The organism is Minwuia sp. IMCC3060 (assembly GCF_029909435.1).
GTDB lineage: Bacteria > Pseudomonadota > Alphaproteobacteria > Minwuiales > Minwuiaceae > Minwuia.
Genome location: NZ_CP123782.1, coordinates 2,010,957 through 2,027,491, shown reverse-complemented (window position 1 = coordinate 2,027,491; position 16,535 = coordinate 2,010,957). Strand labels below are relative to the sequence as shown.

14 protein-coding genes are annotated in these 16,535 nt (G+C 64.7%); 10 read left to right on the top strand and 4 right to left on the bottom strand.

What is annotated here, in order from left to right; genetic code table 11:
• Positions 1 to 9 precede the first annotated feature (9 nt).
• The 6 genes from QGV54_RS09480 to QGV54_RS09455 are packed head-to-tail and all read left to right on the top strand — an operon-like array spanning position 10 to position 7,651.
• Positions 10 to 690 carry a GNAT family N-acetyltransferase gene (locus QGV54_RS09480; protein ID WP_281017080.1) on the top strand — a complete coding sequence of 227 codons (681 nt, stop codon included), beginning with the start codon at positions 10 to 12 and terminating at the stop codon, positions 688 to 690.
• 5 nt (positions 691 to 695) lie between these two features.
• On the top strand, positions 696 to 1,709 hold the full coding sequence (locus QGV54_RS09475) for an N-acetylneuraminate synthase family protein (RefSeq protein WP_281017081.1): 1,014 nt from the start codon (positions 696 to 698) through the stop codon (positions 1,707 to 1,709).
• A 6-nt stretch (positions 1,710 to 1,715) separates the two neighbouring features.
• Positions 1,716 to 3,539, top strand: coding sequence for an asparagine synthase (glutamine-hydrolyzing) (gene asnB, locus QGV54_RS09470; RefSeq protein WP_281017082.1), 1,824 nt, complete (start codon positions 1,716 to 1,718; stop codon positions 3,537 to 3,539).
• Positions 3,536 to 4,687: an N-acetyl sugar amidotransferase gene (locus QGV54_RS09465; RefSeq protein WP_281017083.1), complete on the top strand. Its 1,152-nt coding sequence runs from the start codon at positions 3,536 to 3,538 to the stop codon at positions 4,685 to 4,687. Before asnB ends, QGV54_RS09465 begins: the two co-directional genes overlap by 4 nt.
• A complete protein-coding gene (locus tag QGV54_RS09460) occupies positions 4,684 to 5,028 on the top strand; it encodes a hypothetical protein (RefSeq protein ID WP_281017084.1) in 345 nt (114 codons plus the stop codon). The genes QGV54_RS09465 and QGV54_RS09460 overlap by 4 nt, the downstream gene beginning before the upstream one ends.
• Entirely contained in the window at positions 5,009 to 7,651 is a 2,643-nt protein-coding gene (locus QGV54_RS09455; RefSeq protein ID WP_281017085.1) for an AMP-binding protein, read from the top strand. Before QGV54_RS09460 ends, QGV54_RS09455 begins: the two co-directional genes overlap by 20 nt.
• Positions 7,652 to 7,655: 4 nt before the next feature.
• Here QGV54_RS09455 and QGV54_RS09450 read toward each other — a convergent pair whose 3' ends face one another.
• Together QGV54_RS09450 and QGV54_RS09445 are read right to left on the bottom strand one after the other, a co-directional pair.
• On the bottom strand, positions 7,656 to 8,978 hold the full coding sequence (locus tag QGV54_RS09450) for an MFS transporter (RefSeq protein ID WP_281017086.1): 1,323 nt from the start codon (positions 8,976 to 8,978) through the stop codon (positions 7,656 to 7,658).
• Complete coding sequence (locus QGV54_RS09445) at positions 8,971 to 9,783, bottom strand: alpha/beta fold hydrolase (protein WP_281017087.1); 813 nt, start codon at positions 9,781 to 9,783, stop codon at positions 8,971 to 8,973. Before QGV54_RS09445 ends, QGV54_RS09450 begins: the two co-directional genes overlap by 8 nt.
• A 191-nt stretch (positions 9,784 to 9,974) precedes the next feature.
• On the opposite strand from QGV54_RS09445, the gene QGV54_RS09440 reads away from it, so the two are divergent.
• On the top strand, positions 9,975 to 11,180 hold the full coding sequence (locus tag QGV54_RS09440) for an acyl-CoA dehydrogenase family protein (protein WP_281017088.1): 1,206 nt from the start codon (positions 9,975 to 9,977) through the stop codon (positions 11,178 to 11,180).
• Positions 11,181 to 11,284: 104 nt separating this feature from the next.
• Here the strand turns inward: QGV54_RS09440 and hisI are convergent, their stop codons facing one another.
• Positions 11,285 to 11,662, bottom strand: a complete 378-nt coding sequence (gene hisI / locus QGV54_RS09435; RefSeq protein ID WP_281017089.1) for a phosphoribosyl-AMP cyclohydrolase — start codon at positions 11,660 to 11,662, stop codon at positions 11,285 to 11,287.
• A 100-nt stretch (positions 11,663 to 11,762) separates the two neighbouring features.
• On the opposite strand from hisI, the gene QGV54_RS09430 reads away from it, so the two are divergent.
• From QGV54_RS09430 to QGV54_RS09420, 3 genes are all read left to right on the top strand, one after another.
• Positions 11,763 to 12,527, top strand: coding sequence for an N-formylglutamate amidohydrolase (locus QGV54_RS09430; RefSeq protein ID WP_281020142.1), 765 nt, complete (start codon positions 11,763 to 11,765; stop codon positions 12,525 to 12,527).
• The gene (locus QGV54_RS09425; protein WP_281017091.1) at positions 12,524 to 13,666 is read left to right on the top strand and encodes a carboxylate-amine ligase; all 1,143 of its coding nucleotides are present in this window, start codon (positions 12,524 to 12,526) and stop codon (positions 13,664 to 13,666) included. Before QGV54_RS09430 ends, QGV54_RS09425 begins: the two co-directional genes overlap by 4 nt.
• A gap of 65 nt (positions 13,667 to 13,731) precedes the next feature.
• Positions 13,732 to 14,034: a DUF1244 domain-containing protein gene (locus QGV54_RS09420; protein WP_348637620.1), complete on the top strand. Its 303-nt coding sequence runs from the start codon at positions 13,732 to 13,734 to the stop codon at positions 14,032 to 14,034.
• 195 nt (positions 14,035 to 14,229) lie between these two features.
• On the opposite strand, the gene QGV54_RS09415 is transcribed toward QGV54_RS09420, so the two are convergent.
• Positions 14,230 to 16,518, bottom strand: a complete 2,289-nt coding sequence (locus tag QGV54_RS09415) for an NADP-dependent malic enzyme (protein ID WP_281017093.1) — start codon at positions 16,516 to 16,518, stop codon at positions 14,230 to 14,232.
• Between the last annotated feature and the right edge of the window lie 17 nt (positions 16,519 to 16,535).

The window sequence follows — 16,535 nt, the reverse complement described above, 5'->3', positions numbered from 1 at the left end:
CATGCTCCCATGGCGCTGCGGCCGGATGACTGGCTGTCCGGCCTGCTGGGCAAGTCTGTCTGGCATCTGACACCGTCCGCCGAACCCGGACGGGCCATCGAACTGCCTGACGGCGAGCCGTGCTTTGTCGATGCACGCCTGCCTGTTTCCCGTACCGAAGTCTCACGTCGGCTGGAGGACAAGGGGTTCCGCCTGGTCGATACGGGCATGAACTTCGAACGCCCCGTCTGGGGCGCGGCCAACAGCCGGTTCAGCCGGGCGGCAAAGCCGAAGGATCGCGCGGCGGTGGAGAGCATCGCCGAACGCAGCTTTTCCTTCAGCCGGTTCCATCTGGATCCGATGGTGACGACGAATACCGCCAACGAGATCAAGCGCCAGTGGGCGGGCAACTGGTTCGAAGGCAAGCGCGGCGACGGCATGATCGTGGCCGAGGTCGATGGTGTGACGGCCGGGTTCCTGCAGTACCTGCGTTCGGGGGATGTGCTGACCATCGACCTGGTGGCGGTCGACAATCGCTACCGGGGCAGGGGACTGGCACGCGACATGATCGCCTGGTCCGAGTCCATGGTGCCGGGAATTGCCATCCTGCGGGTCGGCACACAACTCGCCAACGCCGCTTCGCTGCGCAGCTATATGGGCGACAACTTTCGCCTGATCGCCTCCAACTACGTCTTTCATTACCACGGGTGAGCGCCATGCAGATCGCAGGCAGGAACACGAACGACGCAACCTTCATCATCGCCGAGGTCGGCAACAATCACGAAGGTGACTTCGGGCTGGCCAGGGAAATGGTCCATCTGGCCGCTGACGCCGGTGTCGATGCAGTGAAATTCCAGACCTTCAGTACCGACCAGTTCATCGCGCCGGTCGATGCGGTACGGTTCCAGCGGATGAAGGGCTTCGAACTGACCCACGACCAGTTCGCCGAACTGGGAGAGCTGGCCCGGGCCGCTGGCCTCGCCTTCATCTCCACCCCGCTGGACATGGACAGTGCCGTCTTCCTGAACGATCACGTGGACGCCTTCAAGATCGCCAGTTCGGACAATACCTTCTGGCCGCTGATCGACTATGTCGCGGCCACGGCGAAGCCGACGATCATTTCCACCGGGCTGGCGGACATGGACTGCGTGCAGCAGTCCGTCTGTCGCATCAAGTCCCGTTGGGTCGCCGACGGTGTGGCGCCGGGTCTGGGCGTGCTGCATTGCGTGACGGCCTATCCGACCCCGCCGGAGCACGCCAATGTCGCCGCAGTCCGCACCATGATCGATGCGCTGCCGTCCTGCGATGTCGGCTACTCAGACCACACCAGCGGCAATGAAGCAGCCGTGGTCGCGGTCGCCCTGGGCGCGCGCATTGTCGAGAAGCATTTCACCATTGCCCACGACCACAGCGATTTCCGCGATCACCAGCTCTCGGCCGATCCGGCGGAGATGAAGGAACTCGTACAGCGCGTGCGCATGACCGAGACCCTGCTGGGGTCCGGCGAAGTGACCATGGCCGCCATCGAGCGGGATACCGCGCCGCTGGTGCGACGCTCCATCGCTGCCCGTCGTCCGCTTGCAGCGGGCCACCGGGTCGCCGACAGGGATCTCGTCTGGGTGCGCCCGGGCGACGGTCTGCCGCCGGGGCGGGAGCATGAGGTGATCGGTCGTACCCTGATGGCTCCGATGGCCATGGGTGATCGCTTCACCGCCGAGATGCTGGGCTGACCGGCCATGTGCGGGATCGCCGGACATTTTGGACCTGACCGGCCGCTGCCGCAGCGGGAAACCGCCTGTCTTGAGGCCATGGGGCGGCGTGGTCCCGATGCGTCGGGCCGCTTCAGCGTCGAGATGGGATCGAACTGGCTGACGTTGCTGCACACACGGCTTGCGATCATCGATCTGGATTCTCGCGCCGATCAGCCGTTTCGTCGCGATGGTCTGACCGTCGTCTTCAATGGCGAGATCTACAACTATGTCGAGGTGCGCCAGATCCTGCGGGCCAGGGGCGTGACCTTCACCACCGAGTCCGACACGGAGGTCCTGCTGGAGGCCTATCGCGCCTGGGGCGACCGGCTGGTGGATCACATCGAGGGCATGTGGGCCTTCGCGCTGCATGACGCCAACCGCCGTCGGCTGCTGATCTCCCGCGATCCGTTCGGGGAAAAGCCGCTCTACTGGCAGGACATGGGGCAGGGGTTCCGCTTCGCCTCCGAGATCAAGGCGCTGGCAGCACTCAATGGCGTGCGCCCCTCCGTGAACGAGGAGACCGTGCGCCGCTATCTCGTGAACGGCTACAAGTCGCTCTACAAGTCCGGCGATCTGTTCCATGCCGGTGTCCATGAACTGCCGCCGGGGCACAATCTGGTCGTGGGCGACAATCGTGGTGTCAGCATCGACGAATACTGGCGGCCCGAGTACCGCCCGGAAACCGGCATGTCCTTCGGTGCAGCGGTCGAGGGACTGCGGTTTCATCTCGAAGAGAGCATCCGCCTGCGCCTGCGCGCCGACGTGCCGATCGCCTTCTGCCTGTCAGGCGGTGTCGACAGTGCCGCGCTGGCGTCCTTTGCCGCGAAGCGCCATGGCGCGGATGTGGCGTCCTTTTCCATCATCGACCCTGACCCGCGCTATGACGAGAGCGCGAACATCGCCGCAACCGTGCGCGACCTGCGTTGCCGTCATCACGAGATCCGGCTGGAGCAGGCCAGCGATCTGGACCGTTTCGCCGACTTGGTCGCCTATCATGACAAGCCGGTCATCACCGCGTCCTACTATGTGCACAGCATGCTGTCGGAGGCGATGCGGGCGGAGGGTTTCCGTGTCTCGGTTTCTGGCACCGGTGCGGACGAGCTGGTCACCGGCTATTACGACCATTTCAACCTGCATCTGCAGGCCATGCAGGGACATCCGGACCGGGCGGAGCGGCGCGCCGACTGGCAGCGCCACGTGCAGCCCATCGTGCGGAACCCGCATCTGCAGGACCCTGACCTCTACAGCGCGCAGCCGCAGTTCCGTGACCATATCTACCTGAACCGCGACGTGTTCTCCGACTATCTGACGACGCCTTTCGACGAGCCATTCACGGAAAGCGCACTGTCCGACGATCTGCTGCGCAACCGGATGCTGAACGAGCTGCGGACGGAGGCGGTGCCGATCATCCTGCGGGAGGACGACCTGAACTCCATGCGCTCGTCGGTGGAGAACCGCAGTCCCTACCTGGACCGGAAGCTCTGCGACTTCGCCTACACGATCCCGCCGGAACACCTGATCCGCGACGGCCATGCCAAAGCACCGCTGCGTGCCGCGTCGCGTGGTGTGCTGAACGACAAGGTGCGGCTGGACCGGCACAAGAAGGGGTTCAACGCGGCCTTCCGCAGCCTGTTCGACCTGGATAACCCGAAGACCCGCGAGCGTATCCTGGATGACGGGCCAGTCTTCAATCTGGTGAAACGTGACCGGATCGAGGCGGCGATGCGTGAACCTGATCTGCCAAACAGTTTCTCCAAGTTCCTGTTTTCCTTCGTTTCCGCGAAACTCTTCATGGAGCAGTGGGCATGAATGTTCGTTTCTGCCAGTCCTGTGTCCTGCCTGACAGCCGTCCCGGCATCACCATCGGGTCCGATGGCGTCTGCAATGCCTGCAAGGGACACCGGCGCAACCGGGTGGAGATCGACTGGGCCGCGCGGGAGCAGCGCCTGAACGAGGTCGTGGGCTGGGCGAAGGCGCGCAATGCCGCCTATGACTGCATCGTGCCCGTCTCCGGCGGCAAGGACAGCTTCTGGCAGGTCGCGCGCTGTCTCGACATGGGTCTGAAGGTGCTGGCCGTGACCTGGAAGTCGCCGGGCCGCAATGCCTTGGGCCAGTCCAATCTGGATGCACTGGTGCGGCTGGGTGTCGATCATGTCGACTTCGCCATCGACCCGTCCGTCGAAGCGCGTTTCATGCGCCGGACCCTGATCGAGACCGGGTCCAGCGCGGTGCCGATGCATCTGGCGATCTTCGCCATTCCGATGCGCTTTGCCGCCCGTCTGGGTGTGCCGCTGATCGTCTGGGGCGAGAGCCCGTTCATGGAATATGGCGGCGATGCCGGTGACAGCGATCTCGACCTGCTGAACCATGCCTGGCTGAAACGCCATGGCATCCTGCAGGGGCGGGAGGCGCAGGACTGGATCGGTGACGAGCTCAGCCCGCGCGAGCTTGAACCCTTCACCCCCCCGACCGAGGCCGAGTTCGACGCGGCGGACATCCGCTCCATCTTCCTGGGCTACTACCTGCCCTGGGATCCTTCCGAGAGCCTGCGGGTGGCGGAGAAGCACGGGTTCCAGCGCCGGGCGGAGGGGCCGAAGGTCGGCCTGTATGACTATGCGGACATCGACTGCGACTTCATCTCGATCCATCACTGGTTCAAGTATCCGAAGTTCGGTTTCACCCGTCTGTTCGACAACCTTTCGCTGGAAATCCGCAACGGGCGCATCAGCCGTGATGCGGCACTGGCCACCATCGCGCGGCTGGGCGACCAGCGACCCGACGCCGACATTGCCCGCGCGCTTGCGTTCATGGACCTGTCGCCAGCGGTCTTCGCCGAGCTGGAGGAACGCTTTCGCGACCACGCGATCTGGCAGCAGCGGGACGGTCAGTGGGTCGTGCCGGGCTTCCCGGTTGCCGACTGGCGCTGGCCGCGGGCGGATCTGGAGCAGGCGGCATGAGGCTGGCCGAGAAATCACCCCCGCGCGTGTTTCAGCCCGCACCGGGCATCGCGATCTCCGATTGCGGTGACGTGCATCTGGCGACGGATGAGCAGGTCACGATGGTCACGGCCTCCGGTCGTCGCATGGACGTGGCGGCGAAGGACTTCGGGTTCTACGCCACACCGTCCGTCAATGGCCGCCTGAAGGGGGAAGGGTTCAAGACTGCCCTTGTCCGCAATGGTGCCGGCCAGATCTACGTGATGGTGGTCGAGCAGGACCGGATGGACCGTTTCGACGCCTATTGTGCCGCCGAAAGTCAGACAGTGCTGGAGTGGCTGGATGAACGCCCCCTGGGCTGACAACACCCTGCAGGGCGTGCTGTTCGCCAACCGGGCGCGGATGGGGAGCAGTGCGTTCCTGACCCTGGTCCAGGGTGACGGGACGGAGCAGAACTTCTCCTACGACGAGATATACGTCCGGGCGCATGCCTGGGCGGTGCGCTACCAGGACCAGGGCGTGGGACAGGGCGACCGGATTGTTGTGGTGCTGAGGCACGGCATCGACCTCTACACCGCCTATATCGGGGCGATCCTGATGGGGGCGGTGCCGGCCATGTTCGCCCATCCGTCACCGAAGCTGTCTGAGGATGTCTACTTCGAGACCGTGCGCAGCCTGCTGGAAGGCAGCCGCGCACGCGTGCTGGTCACCTACGGCGAACTGGCGCCGAAACTCTCCGGGCTGGTTGACGCACTGCCGACGTTCGATGCGTTGCTGATCGCGCGCGACGAGGAGACAGCGGCATCGACGCCGCCGAACGACGGCGACCCGATCCGGCTCTTCGCGCGGCCTGCGATGGATCCCGATGATCCGGCCTTCCTGCAGTATTCGTCCGGCACGACCGGGCTGAAGAAGGGCGTCACGATCAGCCACAGGGCGTTGCTGTGGCAGATCGCGGCTTATGGCGACATGATCCGGGCGAGCGAATCCGACGTGATCGTCAGCTGGTTGCCGCTCTATCACGACATGGGGTTGATCACCTGCTTCTTCCTGCCCCTGATCAAGCGCTGCCGTCTGGTGGCGATCTCGCCCTTCGATTGGGTGCAGAATCCGACACTCTGGCTGGATGCGGTGAAGCGTCATCGCGGCACACTGAGCTGGCTGCCGAACTTCGCCTACAGCTTCATGGCGCGCAATGCGCCTGCGGGAGACCATGACCTGTCGTCACTGCGCGGGTTGGTGAACTGCTCGGAGCCGATAACGGCGGCCGCGCACGGGGCCTTTCTGGACCGCTTCGCCGATGCCGGTTTCAACCCTGAAGCGTTCGCCGGTTCCTATGCGATGGCGGAGGCAACCTTTGCCGCTACATCGGGGGGGGTCGAGACAGCCCTGCGGACGGAGACGGTGGATATTGCCGCACTGACCGACCGACACGTGGCGGAACCGGCTGCGACGGGCCGGATGCTGGTGTCATCGGGTGTTGCGCTGCCGGCCACGCAACTGACAATCCTGGATGAGTCCGGGAAGCCGCTGCCGGAGCGCCATGTCGGCGAGATCGAGATCAGCGGCCCGTCCATGTTCACCGGCTACGACGGGCAACCGGAACGCACCGCCGAGGTGCTGCGGAACGGGCGCTATCGCAGCGGTGACCTTGGCTACCTCGCGGACGGGCACCTGTTCGTGGTCGGGCGCAAGCGCGACCTGATCATCATCGGCGGCAAGAACATTCACCCCCATGACGTGGAGGCACTGGCTTGTGGTGTGGACGGTGTGCTGCCCGGTCGCGCGGTTGCCCTGGGCGATCATGACGAGAGCGCAGGCACCGAACGTCTGGTGCTGATCGCGGAGAGCGAGCGACCGCAGGCCGAATGGCCCGCGATCGCCGCCGCGATCCGTGAAACGGTCGCGACCGGCACGGAGATCGTGCCCGGTGATGTGCGCATCGTGGAGCCGCGCTGGCTCAGGAAATCGACCTCCGGCAAGATGGCGCGCGGGGAAAATCTCAAGCGTTACCGTGCACTTCCGGCGATTGATTCGCATGCAACATCAGAAATGCCGACCGTCACGACACGTTCACTGATCGAGGATGTGCGGCGGGTGGTGATGGATGACGTCCTGTCCGGTCGCCGGGTTGACGATGATGCGTCCCTGATCCGGGGCGGGCTGGTGGACTCCTTTTCCACCGTGACCCTGATCCTGGCGCTGGAGCAGCGCTTTGGTGTTTCAGTCCCCGAGAATGTCACTGCCGATCCGACAGCACTGGACAGCATTCGCGCGATCTCGCGGACCATCGAGCGTCTGCGCGCCGAGCCGGTCGGGAGCGCTGAAACATGCGAACTGACCGCCGATCAGGTGCCGATGATCACGGACGAACCTGTGGCACTGCCAAAGGGGCGTGCCGGCTTCTGGACCTGGTACTACCGCTTCACCTTCCGCCGTCTGGGGATCGGCTATGGTCCCGGTCTGCGGGTGCTCGGCCCCATCCTGCTGCGGCCTGATGGCGACCCGCGCAACATCCGTCTCGGCCGCTCCGTGACCCTGATGCCCTGGGTCGATCTGAAGGTGCGGGAGAATGGGCGCATCATCCTGGGTGATGGCGCGGCGGTGGACACGACCGCGCGGCTGGTGGCGGCGCGGGACGGCACGATCCGGCTGGGGGACCGGGCGCAGGTCGCCTTCTCCTCCATCATCAACGCCGGGGCGGATGTCACCATAGGACGCGACAGCGCCACGGCGGGGCACTGCACCATCATTGCCTCCGAACACCGCTTCGACAGCCGGGAGCCGATCATGCGCCAGGGCTATATCCATGAGCCCGTGCTGATCGGCGCGGATGTCTGGCTTGCCTCCGGTGTCACGGTCACGCCGGGGTCGCGCATCGGCAACGGCGCGATCATCAGCGCCCGCTCCACGGTCTCCGGCGATATCCCCGGATACACCGTTGCCGCCGGTACGCCTGCACGGGTGATCAAGAGCCGCGGCTGATCACTCAGTCGGCGAGCTGCTTCGGGTCACGCAGGAACAGCACAACCAGCACCGCCGCCGCCACCGGCATCGCCGCGAAGGCGATCAGGGTCAGCGTGTAGTCGCCCGTGAGATCGTAGGCGATGCCCAGGGGCAGGGGGCCGAGTGAGGCACCCACGACCCCGATCATCTGTCCCGTGCCCTGGATCGAGCCGATGTGCTTGCGCCCGAAATAGCGCGGCCACATGAAGCCGAAGAAGGTCATCGACACCGCATTGTTGATGCCGAAGACGACGCCGTAGACCAGCCCCGACGTCAGGTCGGTGACATTGCCGGCCGCGACGAGGGCAGCAGCCATGACCAGCAGACCGCCGGCGAAGACCCACTCCGTGCGGAACCTGTCCAGCATGCGCCCCAGCAGCGGCATGCAGATCACCATCGCCACGGCGGACACGGGGAAGATGAGGGAGGCCAGTTCCCGGCCCAGGCCCTGCGCCTCGAAGATCGAGATCTGGAACAGGTGCAGCATGGTGACCAGCATGGCAAAGCAGAACAGTCCCAGGGCGACCAGATAGAACGTCGGTGTACGGGTTGCCTCCGCCAGCGTCAGGCCGAATTCCGGCTTCTTCTCGCTCTCGGTCGCGTCCGGCGCGGCCCTGGCACCGTCCGGCAGCAGGCCGAGATCCTCCGGCTTGTTGAAGACGAGAAACAGCAACCCGGGCAGCAGCAGCAGCGCGCTGAGAACACCCAGCCAGATAAAGGCAGAGCGCCAGTCGCCGCTGTCTATCAGCCACTGGGCCAGCGGCGGATGGATGGCCATGGAGGCGGCGAAACCCAGCATCACCAGCCCCATGGCAAAGCCGCGCTTGGCCGAGAACCACTGGGAGATCAGGTTGACCGCATTCAGCATCAGCGCGCCCTGACCGAGGAAGCGCAGGAGGCCGAAGCCGAGGGTCAGCCAGATCGCAATCTCGAAGACACCGAAGACACTGATGACCGTGCCTGTGACCTGGGAGAAGGCGACGCAGGCAAGGGCGAACAGGACCGTGATGACCAGCGCCGTCCTGCGCATGCCGTGGCGATCCACCTGCCGCCCGACGAAGGGCAGCAGGAATGCCGCGGCAAGGGTGGCAAAGCCGTAGGCGAAGGACACGGCCGTGGCCGAGATGCCCAGATCCTCCACCAGGATACTGACGAAGACGCTGATGGTATGGGACTGGCCGGGGCCGCTGGCCAGCAGCACGATGGCCGCCACGCCCAGCATGATCCAGCCGTAGAAGAAGTGGTTGTTGAGCCCCAGCGCGAAGCGTTCGCGAAATCCCTTCGGGGCCACCTGTTCGTCAGTCATGAAGGCTGCGCGCGAAGTCGAGCAGGTGACGCGTGAAGGTCGCAGGGCGCTCCGCCGGGATCAGGTGACCGGCGTCCTCCACGGTTACCGGACGGGCATCGGGGATCAGGGCGGTCAGTTCCTCGACATCTTCCGCCACCCGGAACACCCGGTCGTGCAGACCGGTCATGACCAGCGTCGGCAGGGTCAGGCGCGACCAGGGGAAGTCCCAGTCGGTGGCGACGGATCCTTCCATCAGGCGGAACAGGCCGTCATCGGGGGACATGGGCTCGTAGGGTGTGCCGGGGAACATGTCGGGCCGCATGGCGACAAGCTGATCGGGATTGACCAGCATCGGCAGATTGGCCTCCATCATCAGGCGTGAACCGCCGTGACGTGCCATGGCGACCATTGCCGTTCCCAGCCATTCGATGCGCGGGCCGGGCTTGCGCAGGGTGTTGATCAGCACCAGCCCTTCCGCCGCGACCCCGTCCAGCCAGGCCTCCGCCGCGAACAGGCCGCCGATCGACAGGCCGACGAGAATGGGCCGCGGCGGCTGCAGGTGTGCCATCAGCCGCTTCAGATCCTCCGCCACCAGTGTCGGGCGCAGATCGGTGTCAGGCCCGAACTCGGTCTCCACCTGTCCGCGGAAGTTGTAGCAGAGCGTGCCATAGCCGGCGTCGCGCAGCGCGGGGCCGATTTCCGCCTGCCAGGCCGCCGCGTTTCCGGTCAGTGCATTGACGAAAACGAATGTCTGCATGTCGCCGGTCGGCGGATCATACTCGAAGTAAAGGCTCTCGCCTGGCGCGATTTCAAAGCGTGACATGTGATCAATCCCCCCGGATATGCTGCATTCTGTTTTGCGCAATCTTCCATGATTCAGATGGCCTTGTGCAGTACCGGGAAGCACATGGCTGCGCCCCCCGTTTCACTTACCTTACGTAAAGGTAAATAGGTTGATCCAGCCCTGAAAATCAGCATCTAATGGATCCATCAGGATTCCGGGGAGTATTGATCATGGATGTCAGCTTTTCTGCCGAGGACATGGCGTTCCGCGACGAGGTTCGTGCGTTTCTGAACGAGGCCTTCGACGACGAACTGAAGGCTGCGATGAAGAAGACACGGGCCGGTTACATGCCGAAGCATCTGCATGTGCGCTGGCAGAAGGCGCTGCACAAGAAGGGCTGGGCCACGCCGCACTGGCCGGTGGAGCATGGCGGCTGCGGCTGGACCCCGACGCAGAAGTACATCTATGACGCCGAGATGTCGGCGGCTGGCGCCCCGATCGTCATTCCCTTCGGCCCGCGCATGCTGGCCCCGGTGCTGATGAAATTCGGTTCCGAGAAGCAGAAATCCGACTTCCTGCCGAAGATCCAGGCTGCTGACCTGATCATCTGCCAGGGCTATTCGGAGCCGGGCTCCGGTTCCGACCTCGCCAGCGTCAAGATGAAGTGCGAGGACAAGGGCGATCACTGGCTGCTGAACGGGTCCAAGATCTGGACCTCCGTCGCCCAGTATGCCGACTGGATCTTCTGCCTGGTCCGCACCTCCAACGAGGGCAAGCGCCAGGAAGGCATTTCCTTCATCCTGATCGACATGAAGTCGCCGGGTGTCACGGTTGATCCGATCATCACCATGGACATGCCGGAGAAGGATTATCAGGAGGTCAATCAGGTCTTCTTCGAGGATGTGAAGGTCCCGAAGGAGAACATGATCGGTGAGGTCAACAAGGGCTGGACCTACGCCAAGTACCTGCTGGAGTTCGAGCGTGGCGGAACCTACAGCCAGGGCCTGAAGCGCGGCATGGAGAAGGTGCGCCAGATCGCGTCGGAGGAGCAGGAGAACGGTGAGCGTGTCGCCGATGATCCGGTCTTCCAGAAGAAGATGGCGGATGCCGATACCCTGATCACCGCAATGGAATATACCGAACTGCGCGTGCTGGGCCGTCTGGCCGGTGGCCAGAATCCCGGGCCGGAAAGCTCGATGATCAAGTGCCGCGGTTCCGAACTGCAGCAGCTTGTGTCGGAACTGGCCTTCGAGGCGGCGGGCATCAAGCAGACGCCGTTCCAGCCGCTGAAGTGGGGCTCCAACGAGCCGCCGATCGGCCCCGACTGGGCCGCCGGTGTCGGGCCGAAGATGTACAACTACCGCAAGGTCTCGATCTATGCCGGATCGAACGAGATCCAGCGCAACATCATGGCGAAGCTGATCCTGGGTCTCTGATCCGGTTCACATGCTGAAACGGAAAGCCCCGGCCATCGCGGTCGGGGCTTTTTCGTTGGAGCACGGACAGGGCAGGTGTTGCGGCAGGGGCAGGCGTTCCTGACTCACGCCGGCTGCATGATCTCCTCCACCCCGTCGTCGCGCACGGCGCGGTAGAAGCAGCTTCTGCGGTTGGTGTGGCAGGCCGGGCCGGTCTGGTCCACCAGCAGCAGGATGGTGTCGCCGTCGCAGTCGTAGCGCATCTCCTGCAGGCGCTGGACGTGGCCGGAGCTTTCGCCCTTGCGCCAGAAGGCCTGGCGGGAGCGGGACCAGTAGCAGACCTGACCGGTCTGCAGGGTCTCGGCAATGGAGGCCCGGTTCATCCAGGCCATCATCAGCACCTCGCCCGTGTCATGCTGCTGGGCGATGGCTGGAATCAGCCCGTCGGCATTGAACAACAGGTCATTGTCGAGCTGCGGGGGCAGGGCGGTCTTCGCTGTCATGGATAGGCTCTTTCAGGTGTGCGGGTTTGTGGCGCAGGGTGGCCTTCTTTGCAGCCTCGGAAAAGCGTCTATTCTGCCGCCCATGTTTGATCCCTTCTCCTTGCGACCCACAGCCGACGTTCAGCCACCGGCCTTTCACCTGTTCAACGGGCAGGGGAAGGCAAGGGCATTGCTGATCTGCGACCATGCCTCCAACGCCCTGCCGCGAGGCTACGGCACCCTTGGCATCGACCCGGACAAGATGTTCGAACATATCGCCTGGGATGTCGGGGCCGCCGCCGTCACCCGTCATCTGGCGGAGATTCTGGATGCCACGGCCATCCTGGGCGGTACCTCCCGTCTGTTCGTTGACCTGAACCGCTATCCGGATGACCCGACGGCCATTGCCGCCTTCTCCGACGGGACGAAGGTGATCGGCAATGCGGACCTGTCGGAGGCGGAGCGGGCGCACCGGCTCTCCTGGCACAGCCAGTACCACAACGAGGTGGAGCGGCAGGTGCACGGGCTGACGGCAGAGACGCCCCCACCACTGCTGTTCATCCACAGCTTCACGCCCATCATTCGCGACATCCGGCGTCCGTGGCATCTGGGCGTGCTGCACGATCACGAGAGCCCGGAGAGCGACCGGCTGCTGCAGGTGCTGCGGCGCAACGGTGACATCACCGTCGGCGACAACCAGCCCTATGCCGTGAACGAGCCGCGATCCTATTCGATCTATCACCACGGGATCAGCGCAGGCCGGCCCTATGTCGCGCTGGAGATCCGCCAGGACCTGATCGAGACTGAGGCGGGCGCGGAGGAATGGGCCGTCCTGATCGGGGATGCCTTCCGGGAGATGCTGGAGCCGCTGGGAGTATTGCCATGAGTGACGACAGCCCGTCCTTCACCATCGGGATCGAGGAAGAATATCTGCTGATTGATCCCGTCACGGGCAATCTGGCGTCCCGCCCGCCCGACAGCATCCTGGAACATGCCCAGTCGCTGGCGCCGGACCAGATCGTGACGCCGGAATTCCTGCGGGCGCAGATCGAGGTCGGTACCCGCGTCTGCCGCACGATTTCGGAGGCCAAGTCGTCACTGATCGAACTGCGCCGGGCCGTTCGGACCGCCGTGACGGAGGAAGGACTGGCCTTCGCCGCCGCATCTTCCCACCCCTTCGCGGAGTGGAAGGAGCAGGAGCCGACGCAGAAGGACCGCTATCTCACGCTGGCCCGTGACCTGCAGACGGTCGTGCGTCGCCTGCTGATCTGCGGCATGCATGTCCATGTCTGCATCGAGGATCCGGAACTGCGGATCGACCTGATGAATCAGGTGCGCTATTTCCTGCCGCATCTGCTGGCGCTGACGACCTCCTCGCCCTTCTGGCAGGGGCAGCGTTCGGGGCTGCAGTCCTATCGCCTGACCGTGTTCGATGCCCTGCCGCGTACCGGCATGCCGGAGGCTTTCGCGAGCTGGGCCGAATATGAACGGCTGAAGACCCAGTTCATCCGTGCCGGCGTCATCGAGGATGCGACCAAGCTCTGGTGGGACATCCGCCCGTCCGACCGCTTTCCGACGCTGGAAATGCGGATGACCGACGTCTGTACCCGCGTCGAGGACACGATCGCCGTTGCTGCCATCTATGCCTGCCTGCTGCGCATGCTGTGGCGGCTGAAGAAGCGGAACCAGCGCTGGCGGGTCTATCCGGCCGCTCTGATCCGGGAGAACCGCTGGCTGGCCATGCGGCACGGTGTGACCGGCACGCTGGTGGACTTCGGGCGCGGTGCGCAGGTGCCCTATGCCGAACTGATCGAGGAGATCCTGGAGCTGATCGCGGAGGATGCGGAGGCGCTGGGCTGCACGGCCGAGGTGATGCATGCGCGGGAGATCGTGCGCCGCGGCACCTCCGCCGACCGCCAGATCGCCACCTTTGATGCGGCGATGAAGGATGCGGAGAATCCGAGGGCCGCGTTCAAGGCCGTGGTGGACGAGATCGTCGCCGACACCGTGCTGGGGCTGGACTGAGGCGCAGACTGGCCCACATGATGGGGAGGAGCGGCCCGCTCTGAACCGGATTCTGACACGGAGTGATGATCATGGATGACCAGACACGTACCGAACTCGAAGCCGCCGCGTTCCGCCGCCTTGTCAGCCATTTCAGGGAACGGACGGACGTACAGAACATCGACATGATGAATCTGGCCGGTTTCTGCCGCAACTGCCTGTCGAACTGGTACCGCGAAGCCGCCGACGACAAGGGCCTCGACCTCTCGAAGGAAGACGCGCGGGAGATCGTCTACGGCATGCCCTATGCGGACTGGAAGGCGAAGTACCAGACGGAGGCAACGCCTGAGCAGCAGCAGGCCTTCAGGGACCAGAACCCGGGCCACTGACGGGCTGGTTTTTGGCCGTCCGTCCTGTTCGGAGCATTCGGCTGCGCCGATTCACCCCCATCCCGACCTTCCCCCGTCGCGGGGGAAGGAGAGTTGGTGTGGGAGCATCGGTTCTTCCTCCTCCCCCTCGACGGGGGAGGATCGAGGAGGGGGTGAAGCCCAGAGTTGCCTGATGAGACCCTGAGAGCCGAACCGTCAGGCCTGTTCGCGGGCTCCGGCCTCGACGACGGCCAGGGCGGTCATGTTGACGATGCCGCGTGCCGTGACGGACGGGGTCAGGATGTGCGCCGGCTTGGCGGCACCCACCAGGATCGGGCCGACGGGCAGGGCGTCGCCCATGTACTTGATCAACTGGTAGGAGATATTGGCCGCGTCCAGATTGGGCATGATCAGGATGTTGGCCTGGCCATGCAGGGCGGCGAGCGGGAAGGCGCGCTTGCGATAGGCCTCGTCCAGGGCGGCGTCGCCATGCATCTCGCCCTCGACCTGCAGACCCGGAGCGCGTTCACGGATCAGTTGCACCGCGTGACGCATCTTCAGGGAACTCTCGGTCGGTCGGCTGCCGAAGGATGAGTGCGAGAGCAGGGCGACCTTCGGCGTGATCCCGAAGCGTTCCACCTGTCCGGCAGAGAGGATCGCCAGCTCCGCCAGTTCATCCGCCGTCGGGTCATAGGACACATAGGTGTCGGCCAGGAAATAGGCACCCTTCGACAGCAGGATCAGGCTGATGGTGGAGAAATCCCGCGCATTCTCGGCCAGTCCGATCACCGTGCGGATATGGTCCAGGTGGCGGTCGAAACGCCCCTCCAGCCCGCAGATCATGGCGTCGGCATCGCCGCGATGGACCGCCAGTGTCGCGATCACCGTCGGGCGGGTACGGACAAGGGTCCGTGCCCTGTCGGCGGTCACACCCTGCCGCCAGGCCCGCTCCAGATATGTATCGACATAGGACCGGTAGCGCGGATCGCTCTCCGGGTTCACCAGTTCGAAATCGGTTCCGGGCCTGATCGAGAGGCCGAAGCGCTCCAGCCGCTGGTTCACGACTTCAGGCCGCCCGATCAGGATCGGCGTGGCGATCCGTTCCTCAAGGGCCACCTGGGCAGCGCGCAGCACCCGCTCGTCCTCACCTTCCGCATAGATCACCCGGCGCGGGGCGGCCTTCGCCTGGGCGAAGATCGGTTTCATGATCAGGCCGGAGCGGAAGACGAAGCGTTCCAGGCGCTCCTCATAGGCTTCGTAGTCGCCAATGGGCAGGGTGGCGACACCGCTGGCCTCGGCGGCCCGGGCGACGGCGGGGGCAATCTTCAGGATCAGGCGCGGGTCGAACGGATTCGGGATCAGCGATCCGCGCCCGAACAGTTCGGCCTCGCCGCTGTAGGCCTTGGCCGCGACATCGGAGGGGGCGGCGTGTGCCAGTTCGGCAATGGCCTCGACCGCGGCCAGTTTCATGGCCTCGTTGATGGCTGTCGCACCGACGTCCAGGGCCCCGCGGAAGATATAGGGAAAGCACAGCACATTGTTGACCTGATTGGGAAAATCCGAACGGCCGGTGCAGATCATCATGTCCGGACGCACCTCGCGCGCGACGTCGGGCATGATCTCCGGCGTCGGGTTGGCCAGCGCCAGAACCAGCGGATCCTTCGCCATCTTCTTCAGCAGTTCCGGTTTCAGCACCCCGGCTGCGGACAGGCCGAGGAAGATGTCCGCCCCGTCGATCACGTCGGCCAGGGTCCGTGCGTCCGTTTCCTGTGCGAACACGGACTTCCAGCGGTCCATCAGCACCTCACGGCCCTTGTAGACAACACCTTCGATGTCGGTGACCCAGATGTTCTCCCGCTTCGCGCCGAGGGAGACGAGGATGTGCAGACAGGCAAGGGCCGCCGCCCCTGCGCCGGAGGCAACGATCTTCACATCTGCCAGGTTCTTGTTCGCGATCTGCATGGCGTTCAGCGCGGCGGCACCGACGATGATGGCCGTGCCGTGCTGGTCGTCATGGAACACGGGAATGCCCATGCGCTTCTTGAGCTGCTCCTCGACCTCGAAGCATTCCGGAGCCTTGATGTCCTCCAGATTGATGCCGCCGAACGTGGGCTCCAGCATGGCGATGGCGTCGATCAGCCGGTCCGGATCGTTGCAGTCCATCTCGATGTCGAAGACGTCGATGCCCGCGAACTTCTTGAACAGCACACCCTTGCCTTCCATCACCGGCTTGGCGGCGAGGGGGCCGATGGCACCAAGTCCCAGGACCGCGCTGCCGTTGGTGATCACGGCCACCAGATTGCCGCGGATCGTCATCTGCGCTGCGGCCCTGGGGTCGTCGACAATGGCCTCGCAGGCGGCGGCCACGCCGGGGCTGTAGGCCAGCGCCAGATCGCGCTGGTTGCCCAGCGGCTTGATCGGACTGACCTCGATCTTTCCGGGGCGCGGGACACTGTGATAGACCAGCGCGCCAGACCTCAGGTCATCGGAAATGTTGCTTGCCATGGTCGTGTTCCCCTTCG

Coding starts and splice junctions, on each gene's coding strand:
- hisI (WP_281017089.1), bottom strand. CDS start 11,662: ATGACAGCGAAGACCGCCCTGCCCCCGCAGCTCGACAATGACCTGTTG.
- QGV54_RS09450 (WP_281017086.1), bottom strand. CDS start 8,978: ATGACTGACGAACAGGTGGCCCCGAAGGGATTTCGCGAACGCTTCGCG.
- QGV54_RS09480 (WP_281017080.1), top strand. CDS start 10: ATGGCGCTGCGGCCGGATGACTGGCTGTCCGGCCTGCTGGGCAAGTCT.
- QGV54_RS09415 (WP_281017093.1), bottom strand. CDS start 16,518: ATGGCAAGCAACATTTCCGATGACCTGAGGTCTGGCGCGCTGGTCTAT.
- QGV54_RS09460 (WP_281017084.1), top strand. CDS start 4,684: ATGAGGCTGGCCGAGAAATCACCCCCGCGCGTGTTTCAGCCCGCACCG.
- QGV54_RS09445 (WP_281017087.1), bottom strand. CDS start 9,783: ATGTCACGCTTTGAAATCGCGCCAGGCGAGAGCCTTTACTTCGAGTAT.
- QGV54_RS09475 (WP_281017081.1), top strand. CDS start 696: ATGCAGATCGCAGGCAGGAACACGAACGACGCAACCTTCATCATCGCC.
- QGV54_RS09455 (WP_281017085.1), top strand. CDS start 5,009: ATGAACGCCCCCTGGGCTGACAACACCCTGCAGGGCGTGCTGTTCGCC.
- QGV54_RS09420 (WP_348637620.1), top strand. CDS start 13,732: ATGATCATGGATGACCAGACACGTACCGAACTCGAAGCCGCCGCGTTC.
- asnB (WP_281017082.1), top strand. CDS start 1,716: ATGTGCGGGATCGCCGGACATTTTGGACCTGACCGGCCGCTGCCGCAG.
- QGV54_RS09425 (WP_281017091.1), top strand. CDS start 12,524: ATGAGTGACGACAGCCCGTCCTTCACCATCGGGATCGAGGAAGAATAT.
- QGV54_RS09465 (WP_281017083.1), top strand. CDS start 3,536: ATGAATGTTCGTTTCTGCCAGTCCTGTGTCCTGCCTGACAGCCGTCCC.
- QGV54_RS09440 (WP_281017088.1), top strand. CDS start 9,975: ATGGATGTCAGCTTTTCTGCCGAGGACATGGCGTTCCGCGACGAGGTT.